This window comes from Fuerstiella marisgermanici, assembly GCF_001983935.1.
Taxonomy (GTDB): Bacteria; Planctomycetota; Planctomycetia; order Planctomycetales; family Planctomycetaceae; genus Fuerstiella; species Fuerstiella marisgermanici.
This window is the reverse complement of record NZ_CP017641.1, coordinates 1,673,797-1,687,154: the sequence shown is the minus strand read 5'-3', so window position 1 is coordinate 1,687,154 and position 13,358 is coordinate 1,673,797. Positions and strand designations below refer to the sequence as shown.

Here is a 13,358-nt window from a genome sequence, read left to right as displayed (position 1 = left end):
TGCGTTATCCCTTTAAATGGGGCGGGCGTCGTTTCAGCCGCTCTCGTCGGGACGCGAACAGCCGTCGGCTCAGCAAAGGCCAAATTGTGAATATTCGAACCCTGCTCGCGGTACCGATTGTCCTGTCAGCGACGGTTACTCAGGCACAGGACAGACCTCTACATCGGCCCGATTCTGCGGAGCTGCCGGTTATTGCGTTCGACACATCGGCAGAAGATTCCACCACCCTGCATTACGGCGAGCTTGCCACTAGTTTCAGTGGTGCTGCAGACGATGCCCTTCCACCGCAGTATCCCACGACCGCCACCGCCAGCAATTCTGCATCGCTGGAAGCGATGGTATCCGGACCGCCGTCTCAAATTTTGCAGACGCAGTATTCTGTGCCATCCAATGCCTGCTGTGACGCGAATGGTTGTAGTACACAATCCTATGGTGGTGACTGCGGATGCGGGGAAGGTTGTTGCTGCGATCGTGACTGTTATCCATTGTTCTCCGTCGGAGTCGAAGTGCCGTTTCTAAGACCTCGCATCAGTGGCGCGGCACCGGTGTTCAATGTATCACCGGGAGCTCAGCGGCTGATCGATCCGAACTATGATCCAGCCATTCGATACATCGCAGAACTGCGTCCGGAAAAATCGTTCGGAATCCGTGGACGCTATTTTCGATACGATCATGCAACCGGATTTGATCCACCATTCCAGCCAGCAGAACTCGGCATCACTGTGGACAGCGCAGATCTGGAGTTCGTATTCCATCACGACACGAACCGCTGGAACTTCGACTTTTCCGCCGGCCTTGAGTACGGGAAGCTGCAGTACGCGGCCGACGTCGCGACTGCCGTCATTGGACAGGGAACAGCGACGTTCGAAGGCCTCGGTCCGGTGTTCGGGCTGAATGCAGAACACGCCCTCGGTGACACCAGTTTTTCATTCTTCGGCTCGGTTCGAGCTTCGTTTCTAATGGGCTCCATCAAAAACAGCGCTTTGCTGATCAATATGCCGCGAGCGGAAATTAAGGATGAGATGGCTCAGGTTTATCAGAACCAACTCGGCGTTGCATGGCAGCCGGAATTGTCTGATCGCTTCGGTATTTCTGTGCGAGCGGCCTGGGAAACGCAGTTCTGGCTGAACGAAACTTTCTCAGACGACAGCTTTGGCATCGGTTCCAATTTGAGTCTGACCGGGCCGATGGTTTCCGCCGAAGTCTCGTTCTAGCAGCGTGTTCGAACTGACGTTTGCAGACGAAGGGCGCTCATGGAATCACCGTGTCAACATTCTGACTATGTCGAGATGACGGTGCACTTTCGCTGCAACCTGAAGTGCAGGCACTGCATGATTCTGGACAGCATGCACTGGCTAAAACCGGCCGACGACAGCGAATTGAGCGCTCTGCTGGAAGAAAACCGTCAGTCGAAACAATGGCAGGGGCTGATTCTGACCGGAGCCGAAGTCACTCTACGAAAAGACCTGCCACAGCTTGCCGAACGAGCTCGCGCCGCAGGTTTTCAACATGTCCGCATCCAGACTCATGCGATGCGACTGGCAGACATGGCCTACTGTGAAACTCTTGTCGCCAGTGGAATCGACGAATATTTTGTCAGCGTCACAGCAGACACCGCTGCCCGGCACGATCTCATTACAGAAGTACCCGGCTCGTTCGACAAAACGCTGCAGGCGCTGCGAAATCTGGACACGTTTCCCGGCGTTCGCCTGATGACGAACACCGTGGTGACGCGGCTTAGCTATCAGGGGCTGCCTGAGGTGGTAGAACTTCTGAAAGATCTGCGGAATCTGGTGCAGATGGATTTCTGGAACTACTGGCCGATGGAAGAAGAAGGCAATCCTGAACTGTTGGTCTCTCACTTTGATGTCCGTCCTTACCTAAAGCAGGCCATCCTTCTGGCGCGAAAATACGGCCGGCATGTTGAAGTCAAAAACTTCCCGCATTGCTTGATGGGTGAAACCAGTAGCGCATTGAAGAACGATCAGCCGGAACTACGAATCGATCCCAAGTTCTGGGACGAATTCAACCGCAACGGTTTTGAACAGTGTGCCTATCGCGACATCTGCGGATCAACGCAGTGTCTGGGGCTGAACACCGCCTATGTGAATCACTTTGGCTGGCACGAAGACCGCCTTTCTCCCATGCCGCGATCTGCGTGAAACAGATTCGAAACGACGATGGCCACTCAAACATTTCAAAACCAAAACAACCGCGAAAATCTATCCGCGTCGCGCATCGCCATCGTTGGTGGCGGCACGGCCGGATGGATGACTGCGGCGTTGCTAAGTCATTCGTTATCTCGTTCTGAATGTCACGTGACCATTATTGATGATGGCAAAGGCGGAATCGGCGTTGGCGAAGCGACCATCCCGTCCATTGTGCAACTCGTAAGGACGCTGGGCGGCGATGAAGCGGAATTCCTGCGAGGCTGCGACGCCACGTGGAAACTGGGGATTCAGTTTTGCGACTGGAAATCCGACGGCCAAACCGCGTGGCATCCCTTTGGACAGTGCGGGGCACAAATTGACCAGCGAGATCTGTTTTCTTACTGGCTGGCCGATCAGCAACGTCCCTATCATTCGTATTCCGTAAACTGGGCTGCCGCGCTGGCGGGCAAGAGTCCTCATGCCCGCAACAGCCTGTCGCCGATCGCCGCGACCGGTGCCTATGCGTTTCATTTGGATGCCGCGAAGCTGGCACAATGGCTGAAACTGCGTTCGGTAGCGAACGGCGTCGAAGTGGTGGGGCACCGTGTTAGGGAGATCGTCACCGACGATAGCGGTCAGATCTCTGCTGTCACACTGGATGACGGAAGCAGCGTTGCCGGAGATCTGTTTGTCGATTGTTCTGGATTCAACAGCCTGTTGATGAGCCGCCGTCCCCAGGAAGAATGGGTGGACGCCAGCGAACAGTTGCTGTGTGATCGAGCCGTCACGATGCGACTTCCCGCGACGAAAGTCAAAGCCCCGTACACCACGGCCAAAGCGATGTCCGCCGGTTGGGCGTGGGACATACCGCTCATGAATCGTCGCGGTGTTGGGTATGTTTACAGCAGCCAGTTTGTGTCCGACGACGAAGCCGCCGCCGAACTGCAACAGCATGTTGGCGTCACGGACTCTGCCGAGACCGACACGCCGGCCTTTTTGTCGATGAAGGTTGGTCGTCGAGTCAACGCGTGGTCTGAAAACGTGGTCGCGAACGGCTTGGCAGCAGGTTTTGTGGAACCATTGGAATCCAGCGGTTTACATCTGATCCAGACGGGCGTCGAACGACTTCTGAAGTACTTTCCCACGGCGAAGAGTTCTCAGGCAAGCGAGGCTGCACTGCGGACGGCATACAATTCCGAAACGGCAATCCAGTTCGATGAAATAGTAGACTTCGTGCAACTGCACTACTTGCTGAATGACCGGGACGAACCGTTTTGGAAAGCCGCGAAAGCAGCGCCGTTGAGTTCCGCACTTCAGCACCGTCTTCGCCTTTACGATGAAATTGGCATGTTGGACCAATTGCAGGCGAGTGCGTTTCCGGACGCCAGCTACTACTACCTGTTGGCTGGAAATGGCCGACTTCCTAAACGCCCCGCGGCGTTGTCGCTGGCTGTGGACAAGGATCGACTGCAGTTTGTGCTGCGAGCCATTCTGGATCAGAACCGGAACGCACTGCGGGAACTGCCGTTGCACGAAGAAATGTTGCAGCAGGTACACGCGACTTCTGTCGCGAAGGCATCGTAGCCCGATCTGTGGTTGGTAAGAATGGAAAGTGTTTATGACGTCCGGTCCCCGAGCCATCAGCCGAATCGCACTGGTCTGCCTGACTCCATCAGTCGACAGCCATGAACACGATGGCACTGAACTTCCGTCGTATGGAATTCATCGGATTCTGGCAGCGGTCGTCGCTCATCCAAAGCTGGCCGACTGCGAAGTGCAACTATTCGACCTGGAAACCGTCGACGTCGATAGCTACGTCGATGATCTGCTGGCATTCGATCCTCAGGTCGTCGGCTTTTCTTTATTCGTGTGGTCCATGCAGTGTTTGGTCCAGGTTGCTCGAAAGATTCGAGAACGGTCGCCGCAGTGCGTAATCGTGTTCGGCGGCCCGTCGGCTCGGCCACCTGTTCTGGATCTCACGCCGTATCAAAAGGCGGTTGACTACGTTGATGCCGTGGTCACCCGGGAAGGCGAAGAAACCTTCTGCGACATCGTCATTGCTCTGCAGCAAAAGCGGGCAACCGTAGATGTGTTCGACACGCTATCCAACGTGCCGGGGCTGGACCTTCCGACACCGCTTAGTTGGCACAATACCGGGTTCCGCCCGCCGCCGCAGGAACTGGATGAGATCGCATCGCCCTATCAAATGGGCCTGATGAACTACCAGGCGGTCGGCTATCTGGAATCGTTCCGCGGCTGTCCCATGTCCTGCACGTTCTGCGAATGGGGCGCGAAAGATATTTCGAAGGGCTGCTTTTCCGAAGACTATCTGACTCGCGAACTTGCTGCTTTACAGGCTCATGATTGCCCGGCTGTGTTCAACGTTGATGCCGGACTAAACCTAAACGCTGCGGCGTTTCGAAATATGGCAAACGCAGAACGCAATGTCGGCTTTCTGAAGGGCAGCCAGCTGTGGTGCGAAATTTATCCTTCGATGATCAAAGATGAACACATTGAATTCTTATCTCAGTGTGGACCATCGTACCTCGGCGTCGGATTGCAATCGTTCAATCCGGCTTTGCTAAAACGGTTACAGCGGCCGTACGGTCGTGAGAAGTTTGGTCCGGCGATCGAAAAACTACATACCGTCGCCACCAATATCGAAGTCCAGATCATCTTCGGCCTGCCGACCGATACATGGGACGGCTTTATCGAAACGCTTAACTATGCGCTAACGCTGCCGGTCACGGTGCGAGTCTACCATACGCTTGTGCTGCCCGATGCGTTGATGACGCGCGGGTTGCCGGAATGGGAGATGAAGTACGATCCGCACACGCTGTCGATGCAGTCCTGCGTGGGCTGGACTCAGCAACAACTGCTCGACATGCGCGACCTGCTGACTCGCGAAACCACACTCTGCGGCGGCACAGCCGGAGACTTCTGGTGGTCGTTCCCGCCAGCCAGTCAGCGAGCCACCATTCCCAATCTGTCTCAGAAACACTTCGTGCCCGCTTCAACTACCGGAGGACGAAAGAGTGCCTGAGTCGGCCGCGCGTCAACCTGCGGTGCAGAAGCGATCGGGCCGAACAGTGGCTCTGGTCGCCATGTACCCCACGCCAGATCCTGCCATGCCGGAGTTCATCTCGAACCACGGCGTGCGCATGGTCGAAGCCACCTTGCGCGCTTCTGAACTCGACGGCCTTGACGTCGTTGTCTTCGACTTACACGACGCCGCTTCTGACGAACTGACAGAAGCACTGATTGACCTGAATCCCGATGTCGTCGGATTTTCGTGCTACCTGTGGTCGTTCCCGTTGTTTGCCGAAGTCGCCGAACAACTGTACGCCGACGACCCCAGTCGGTTCATTCTGTTCGGCGGCCCGTCAGCTCAGCCTTCGATGCTGGATCAACCTCCTTTTCACACCACGCGAAACGTAATCGATGCGCTGATTGTTGGCGAAGGAGAACTGACGTTTCTGGAGCTTGTTACTTTACAGAATCGTCAACCTCAGGATATCGCGACCGTGCGTGGGATCGCCGCGTGGGATGGTCAAGCCTGGCACCAAACAAAGAAGCGGCCTCTGGCAGACCTAAACGAACTGCCTTCGCCATACGTGATGCAGCTGGTTCCGCCGGGTGGCCTGGGAGTGCTGCAGACCTATCGCGGATGCCCGTACACGTGTTCGTTTTGCGAATGGGGCACGATGGAATCCCCGAAACGAGTCCGCTCAGCCGACCATCTTGCGTTGGAATTTGATGCGATGGACTCACTGGGAGTCGACGGCGCACTGCTGGTCGACGCGGGCCTGAATCTGAATTCGAAGGCCTTCGAACAACTGGACCTGGCGGCTCAGCGAACAGACTTCTTTCGCAACCGCAAGCTGATTTCGGAAGTGTATCCTGCAAAGATTCAGGATCCGCACATTCGCTTTTTGGAACGCATTGGGAATCCGCTGGTCGGGATTGGTCTGCAGTCTTTTGATAACGATGTGTTGGCGAACGTCGAACGTTCGTTTGAAGAATCTCGCTTCATCTCCAACGTGCAACAGCTGACGGAGGTCGCTCGAGTCGCCATCGAAATTATCATGGGGCTTCCGGGCGATTCGCCCGAACAATTCCGCGAAAGCTACTACCGCGCGCGCTCGTTTCCCTGTGCCTTGCGAGTCTACCACTGCTGCGTATTGCCATCTGCACTGATGGTGAGGTCCCCACCAGAACATGCGTTGAATTACGATCCGGTGTCCCTGAAGATTCGGTCGTGTTTGGGTTGGTCCGAAGACGAAGTGCGTCGGGAATGCGAATTTCTGAATGCGGAAGCTCACGGGAACACCGGCCAGGTTGGCGACTATTTCTGGGTCTTTTCAGCTCCTAAGAATCCTGCGATCCAGCCATGGAGGTCTACTGCAGCATGAATCTTGTCACATCAGTTAACGAGCACACGTCGCTGATTGGAACCCCGCAGCCTTTCTTTCGTCTGGTGGAATTCGACTGCGACCAAACGGCCGATCACGCGGACAGCATTGGCCGCATTCGCAAGGGCCAACTGACGGCAATCGTCGTCCGCGGTGTCTATAGCGCCGACGTGATGTCGAATATTGCGGATCGGCTGGAACGTCATGATCCTGCATTTCTGAAGACGTCGTTTCCGGAGAAATTCCGGTCGTGGTTTTATGGCCGCAACCTGAGTTTGATGGGAACCGACCCGGAAACTTACTTTAAGCAGGCACGAGAGTTTCATGCTCAGATGGCCGAGCTGTTTCCGGCGGGCCTGGGTATCAACGAGCATCTGATGCGGGTGCTGTCGAGTCTTGACGAAGGCCGTCCGTACCGTTCTGCGCCGGGACCGGAATCGGGGCAGGACTATATGCTGACCACATTTCGAGGCCACGCGGAAGGCGGTTACATCCCCGCGCATTGCGATAACGAACAATCGGTGCGGCCAGCGTATGAACATCTTAGCACGCTTGTATCCAGCCATATGTATTCGATGGTGCTGATGATCGGAGCGGCCGACGAAGGCGGTGACCTAGAAGTGTTCGATCATCGCATCGAACCGTCCGATGTTCACGAAGATCAAAGCAGCAACACCGGTGCAAATGCGGGCAAAATCGATCTGTCGCAGTTGTCTTCAGCGAAAATCCAACTGCGGCCTGGTGACCTGGTTGTTGTTGATTCCGGACGATATCTGCACCGCGTCACGCCAGTCTTAGGGACGAAAAACCGCTGGGTCGCCTGCAGCTTTATGGCACATTCACTGGACCGCAACGCCGTCTATTGCTGGGGCTGAATCGATGAACCTTGAAACCACCAGCATAGCTCGACCGCCCGTGTACTTCGATCGCATGATCGATGCGTACTACGCTGGCAGAATAGGGCGTCATGCCCATCTTGGACACTGGGACGAACCTGACGAGAGCCTGGCGATCGGTCCGCAAGCAGTTGATTCTGACGCCTTCGAAATGGCTCAAGCGCGGATGAATGCTGAGATGATTCGCATGGCCCACTTAACTGCCGGAACACGCATTCTGGACGTCGCGTGCGGATTTGGTGGGCTGATCGAAACTCTGGACGACCGACTCACCGACGTCGATTTGGCGGGCGTCAATATCGACATCCGGCAACTGGAAATCTGCCAGCGTCTGCAATCGATCAATGGAAACGCGTTGCGCTGGCAGGAAGCCGACGCTTGTGACCTGCCGTTTGCAGACGAAACATTCGACACGCTTTTCTGCATCGAAGCCATGTTTCACTTTGCCTCTCGTGAGCGGTTTCTGGCGGAAGCAAGGCGCGTGTTAAAACCAGGCGGACGGCTGGTGCTGACGGACGTCGTCCTTCTGCAAGACGATCGGATGCCATCGTTTTGCTTCGACGCCATTTTGAACGATGGCTACGGTCCGTGGCCAGATCCCTGGTGCGAATTGGGGGACGCCGCGACACTGATCGAATCGTCGGGAACCTGGGAAGACATTCGTCAGGTCGATGCCACTCAGAACACGCTTCCCAGCTACAAATTTATCGCGCCACGGCACGAACACAATCACCGAGCACCGCAGGATGTGGCCGCTCGTTCGGCAATGTTGTTGCACTGGCTGCATGCCAACCACTTGCTGCGATACGATTACATTTCCGCTGTTGCAGGAGTGTCACTATGAGTCACGTTGTGGCAATCTGCGGAATGATGGGCAGCGGTAAGTCGACGCTGCTGGACCTGTTGTCGTCGCAGCTAGGCGACTGCATCGTGCTGGAGGAAGACGCCTACAATCCGGCGCCTCTGAAATCAATTGGTGAAGTGAAAGCGTGGTGGGACCGAGGTGGACAGGTGGACGAATTCGATTTGTCTGCACTGGTTTCGGCTCTGGAAGCCGCAACGGCTGCGTCGGATCGTGTGGTGTTTCTGGAAACTCAGTTCGGACGCCTGCATGCGGCTCTGCGGCCACACATCGATCTGCAGGTCTGGATCGACGTCGATGCCGACATCGCGTTCGCTCGCAAGGTCGCCCAATTGACGCGGCAGATGCTAAGCAATCCCGAATCCGCCTCTGCCGCTGATTCGCTGGCGTGGCTGGCTGAGTTCTGTGACAGCTATGTGCAGACGACGCGGCAGCTTTTCGCTCGCCAACGAACTCAGGTTGGTCAACAGTCCGATGAACGACTGAACGGAAACGGGACTCCACAGAAAGTGTGCGAACGCTTGCAGGCCCTTCTTGCGCCACTGCTCCCTTCACCAAATAGCTCAACGATGGCTCAGGAAATAGTACAATGAATGATTCCACTAAACCCGACCAGCCGTCTTCGCCCACCGTTCGATTTCCTCGGCGAGTGGTCATTTTGGGCAACGACGTGACTGTATGGATGGCGGCGACGATGCTGCTTCGGCACTTCGGTCGGCTGGGGATTCGCGTGACGGTGTGTCCGGATGGCCCCGCTTTCACAACCGGCTTTTCGACGTATGCAACGACGACTGCTCTTGTCGATCTGTTGAAGGATATCGGGATCGACGAACATGACATGTTGCGAGCATGCAACGGCACGTACCGATTGGCAACTCAGTTTTCGGACTGGGCCAGCGAAGGGCGAGACTTCTGGCAGCCGCTCGGTATGCACGCTCAACGTGTCGATGCCTACCCGTTGTTCGACGCGTGGTTTTCAGAACGCAAAGCGGGCAGGCTGCTTCGGCCATTGCATTCGTATGCTGCTCAGTGGACAGCCTCACTGGCCGGCAAAAGTCCTCATTCGTTTTCCGCGACTTCCGCATTCGCAAAATCTGGACACTATGGCTTTCATGTGGATGCCGCCGGGCTTGCGCGATGGTTTCGCAGCATAGCTGTCACGTCCGGCGTGGAAGAAGTGCAAGCCGCTGTAGAAAAAGTTGCTCCGAACGGCCGCGGCGGAATCGCTCAGGTGGTCTGCGGCGATGGCAAAGCGGTGCCCGGCGACCTGTTTCTGGACTGCCGCACAGCAAACGATGGCGACGCATCGGGCGCGAACTGGATTTCGTGGAACGACCAGTTTTCGTGCGATCGTGTGGCGAGTATCCGCACGCCGGGAAAACGACAGGTCCCCGTGTTTACTCGAGTAGTCGGTCACAACAACGGATGGTCACGCACCATTCCATTGGCCGCCGAACTCGAACATACATATGCCTTCTGCAGCCAAAAGGAATCAGACAACGACGCGCCTAAGCGATTGCAGTCAATCAGCAATGCCGGCATGGCGGGCAGCGAAGGTGTTGAAGCGAAGGTCCAGGTCCAATCGATTCGCCACGGTCGGCGAAGCGTGTTTTGGAAAGACAACGTGGTTGCTTTAGGAAACGCCGCGTGTCAGCTTAATCCCGTTGCCGCGATGGATCTGCATCTACACCAAGTCGGCATCGAATTGCTGATGGAGTTGTTCCCCGATCGTAAGATCGGCAGGGCAACGCGAGCGGAATACAACGCGCGGATGTCATCTATCGCCGATGAACTCCGCGACGTGGCTGAACTGCACCACGCTCTCCGGCGATCGTCATCTGCAAACTCAGAAAATGGTATGGGAACTCAGTCAGCGGCATTGGAGCAGATGCTGGCTGTCTACGATGCCTGCGGAGCAGTACGTGCGACAAATCCTGAATCGATGCCAAGCGAAGAAATTCGTTCGTTTCTGGCGGGCTGCGGTCGTCTGCCGGATCGACCGTCGCTGGCCATTCGATCGATCGATCCCAACCGCATTCAGCATGTACTGCGAGAAACCGTTAAGCACAACGAGGCGGCGGTTAAGGACCTTCCTTTGCACGAAGAACTACTGGATTGGATTCACGCCGGACCGTTTCAACAGAGTGCCGGTTAGACTTGCCCATGTCTACTGACTACCTGATCATTGAACAGTTCCTGGCAGATTCGCTGCAGGCGCGAGCTCTACAGGCTGCGTTTGACCTGTCGATCATCGACGCTTTGGCAGCTGAAGATTGTGTCGTGATTGATGATCTGCTGCGAGGGCGAGACTGCGATGTCCGCGGTGGCCACTTCCTGCTGCAGATGTTGATTCGAAGCAATGTGATCACGAAAAAAGCTGAACGCGTTGGGTTCACGGACGTCTTTCGAACGGCACTAAAGTTCCGCGACCTTCTGACGACCAAGCTGACGTTCTCGACACTGGTTGCGCCAGACTACTTCAACAGCCTGCCAAACCTGCTGCGATCTGAAGGCGACTTTATGGCGTCGTCAAAGCTGTTCGAACTGTTTGATTACAGCCGTTGCCAGGACGTGACAACGGCAAACTGCATGCAGGCATCGCGTTGGATGCAATTGACCACCATGCTGACACGGTACGAAGCGCCCGTCTGTCACAGCCACTATGATTTTGGTCAGCATCAGCGGATGCTGGATGTTGGCGGAAACAGTGGTGAGTTCGTATTGCAGATCTGTCGGCGGGAATCACAACTGCAGGCTGTGGTTGTCGACCTGCCTGTCGTTTGTCAGGTCGGGCAGCGGCACATTCAGACGCAACCGGAACGCGATCGCATTCAGTTTTGTCCCGCCGATATGCAGCAGGAAGCGTTTCCCACTGAATGCGACTTGATCACATGGAAGTCAGTCCTGCACGACTGGCCCGATGACCGTGTGCCGGGACTACTTCAGAAAAGCTACAACGCGCTGCCGCCCGGTGGAACGATTCTGATCTTCGAACGTCAACGCTGGGACTTCAGCGTCGAAGAAACGCCGTACGGATTGCTTCCCGTCATGCTGTTTTTTCGGTCGTACCGCGAACCGGACAGCTACCAAACGTGGCTACAGCAGATTGGTTTCACTGATGTGAACGTTCAAACAATTCCGTTGGAAGTGCCATTCCTGCTGATCACTGCGAAGAAGTCGTAGTCAGGCTGCGGCGAATCACAGCTACTTTAGAATCAACTGTTTGATGTCTGCACTGTGGTAGATTGTTAGAAAAGGAAGGCCGACGCGATTCTGCCCGACCGCGACGTGGCCGACCGTGGCTTCCCGGTTGTCAGCGGCCCATTGATCCAGTTGCTGCATATTACAATGAAGAGCTGCCGCTACAGTGCGGATGGACTGTACGACATCAGCGACTGTGTGCTCGACGGCATAGACATTAAGATCGTACGAACGGCGGTTGCTGCCTTCTTCTTCCACTTCCAGCAAGTTGAGTTCTGCTGCTTCCACGCCGTCCGTCGCGGGTTGGAACTCGCCCAGCAGTTGCGACATGGCTGGGCGTAAGTCAGCCGACACCTGTTGTTGCATCGTTTCTGCCACATTGGCCCAGGTCTTCACAGGCAGCGTGCGATAGCGACTAACGACGGCAACGGAAGGATCATTGATTGACCATTTGTAGCCCAGAAACTTCAGCCGAGCTGTCTCGCTGGCGGCGGGCCCGGAATCCGCCAGTTCAAGATAGCACTTTCCGATGGCAGTATCGCCCGTGCATTCAAACCCGAAGTGCACGTGTTCGGCGCCACGAAAGAAGCGTTGAATAGCAGTCAGCTGCTGTTCCGGGCTGCTCATCAAGCGACAAATCTGCAAGACTTCGTCGACCGCCGAATTTCCCAGAGCGGCCGTTGGAAACGAGAACAAACACCGACGAACTTCAACAGTGTCGGGTTGCAGTCGCAGCGACCGTTCGAAATTCAGCGGCGGTCGGGATTCGGCAATCCATCGCAACAGATTTTCCATGCCGAATTCCGCGAAGCATTCTCGCAACGTCATCGCGTTTCACCAGCTTTCAAATGATCAGCCATGTCAGTTCCTGAATCCGGTTCGTTTTTGGACGATCGAATCTTATCAGAACGCATTCGTCCCGGTGATCCGTACCGCAACTATTGTTGGTGGCCTTACGAACCGCCAGCGACAGGCGAGGGCAAACTGCGGGCGTCGAGTTTGCTGTGGCTGGCGATTCAACAGATGCCGGAGGCAGAGTGGCTGGCCGAAACGATCGAAACAATTCGGGCAGGGCTGGGGGATTTTCGAAGCGTCTATGGTGTGAAGCAGATCGATGGCCAGTGGTCGCTGGAAATGTATTTGTACGACTATGAGCGGCAGGATCGCATCGTATCCGTCAAACGTCTGGAATCGGCTTGCCAGGGACAGCTGCAATTTCCAGACACCGTGGGGGAGAACATTCCTTACTTCATGTTTTCCTTCGACTTGAATGCAGCAGTCGCCGCGGCGAATGGAAACGTCGACACCGTTCACGTTTATGTCGGCAATCCTGGCAGCACAGTTTCCAGCGGCATTAGCTACGGCTTTAAAAACGACCCGGATGCGACAGAACTGGAGAACTTCTACTTCTTTTTTGACGCTCAGGACCGCGAACAAATTGTGGACAAGGTCCAGTGCAGCGCCTTTTTGAATGAACCAAACACATTGGTCGAGACGCTGCTGCGTCGTGAACTGATGGAATGCCAAACCGTCTGTCTGGCCAACAAACGTACTTCCAACACCGTGTATTTTTCTGGCGTGAACGTCCGCCAACTGAAGTTCTTTTTGCGATGGCAAAATTACCCGGACGTGTTTCAGACGTTCGTCGCAGAACACGAATCCGACCTGGACCACCTGCTGTATGACGTAGGTGTTGACTACCAGATCCGGTCCAATGAAGTGCATTTCGTGAAGTCGGGCATCTACGGAATTGTCTGACCACGCCTGACGGCTGAACGCTGCATGAGCGTCAGGAAGGTAGTGTTTTTACCCACCAAATGCCTCGTAAACCGCTGCG

At 55.6% G+C, this 13,358-nt stretch carries 12 protein-coding genes; 11 read left to right on the top strand and 1 reads right to left on the bottom strand.

The features are described from left to right. Positions 1–86: 86 nt before the first annotated feature. From Fuma_RS06285 to Fuma_RS06240, 10 genes are read left to right on the top strand one after another with little or no spacing between them, the layout of a single operon-like run. Entirely contained in the window at positions 87–1,214 is a 1,128-nt protein-coding gene (locus Fuma_RS06285; protein ID WP_077023383.1) for an Lpg1974 family pore-forming outer membrane protein, read from the top strand. 39 nt (positions 1,215–1,253) lie between these two features. Beyond that, positions 1,254–2,162, top strand: coding sequence for a radical SAM protein (locus Fuma_RS06280; RefSeq protein ID WP_077023382.1), 909 nt, complete (start codon positions 1,254–1,256; stop codon positions 2,160–2,162). An 18-nt stretch (positions 2,163–2,180) separates the two neighbouring features. Next, positions 2,181–3,734, top strand: a complete 1,554-nt coding sequence (locus Fuma_RS06275) for a tryptophan halogenase family protein (protein WP_077023381.1) — start codon at positions 2,181–2,183, stop codon at positions 3,732–3,734. Between the two features lie 34 nt (positions 3,735–3,768). Then, a complete protein-coding gene (locus Fuma_RS06270; protein ID WP_077023380.1) occupies positions 3,769–5,193 on the top strand; it encodes a B12-binding domain-containing radical SAM protein in 1,425 nt (474 codons plus the stop codon). Continuing rightward, positions 5,186–6,562 carry a B12-binding domain-containing radical SAM protein gene (locus Fuma_RS06265; RefSeq protein WP_218922398.1) on the top strand — a complete coding sequence of 459 codons (1,377 nt, stop codon included), beginning with the start codon at positions 5,186–5,188 and terminating at the stop codon, positions 6,560–6,562. Before Fuma_RS06270 ends, Fuma_RS06265 begins: the two co-directional genes overlap by 8 nt. Further along, on the top strand, positions 6,559–7,437 hold the full coding sequence (locus Fuma_RS06260) for a 2OG-Fe(II)-dependent halogenase WelO5 family protein (protein WP_077023379.1): 879 nt from the start codon (positions 6,559–6,561) through the stop codon (positions 7,435–7,437). The genes Fuma_RS06265 and Fuma_RS06260 overlap by 4 nt, the downstream gene beginning before the upstream one ends. 4 nt (positions 7,438–7,441) lie before the next feature. After that, positions 7,442–8,302, top strand: coding sequence for a class I SAM-dependent methyltransferase (locus Fuma_RS06255; protein WP_077023378.1), 861 nt, complete (start codon positions 7,442–7,444; stop codon positions 8,300–8,302). Next, positions 8,299–8,913: a nucleoside/nucleotide kinase family protein gene (locus Fuma_RS06250; protein ID WP_077023377.1), complete on the top strand. Its 615-nt coding sequence runs from the start codon at positions 8,299–8,301 to the stop codon at positions 8,911–8,913. Before Fuma_RS06255 ends, Fuma_RS06250 begins: the two co-directional genes overlap by 4 nt. Continuing rightward, positions 8,910–10,475 (top strand): tryptophan 7-halogenase, encoded by a 1,566-nt coding sequence (locus tag Fuma_RS06245; protein WP_077023376.1) that lies wholly within the window; start codon positions 8,910–8,912, stop codon positions 10,473–10,475. Before Fuma_RS06250 ends, Fuma_RS06245 begins: the two co-directional genes overlap by 4 nt. An 8-nt stretch (positions 10,476–10,483) precedes the next feature. Next, positions 10,484–11,503 (top strand): methyltransferase, encoded by a 1,020-nt coding sequence (locus Fuma_RS06240; protein ID WP_077023375.1) that lies wholly within the window; start codon positions 10,484–10,486, stop codon positions 11,501–11,503. Between the two features lie 21 nt (positions 11,504–11,524). Here the strand turns inward: Fuma_RS06240 and Fuma_RS06235 are convergent, their stop codons facing one another. Next, on the bottom strand, positions 11,525–12,349 hold the full coding sequence (locus tag Fuma_RS06235) for a hypothetical protein (protein WP_077023374.1): 825 nt from the start codon (positions 12,347–12,349) through the stop codon (positions 11,525–11,527). 30 nt (positions 12,350–12,379) lie between these two features. Here Fuma_RS06235 and Fuma_RS06230 point away from each other — a divergent pair, with 30 nt between their 5' ends. Then, positions 12,380–13,279: a hypothetical protein gene (locus Fuma_RS06230; RefSeq protein WP_077023373.1), complete on the top strand. Its 900-nt coding sequence runs from the start codon at positions 12,380–12,382 to the stop codon at positions 13,277–13,279. The last annotated feature ends 79 nt before the right edge of the window (positions 13,280–13,358 follow it).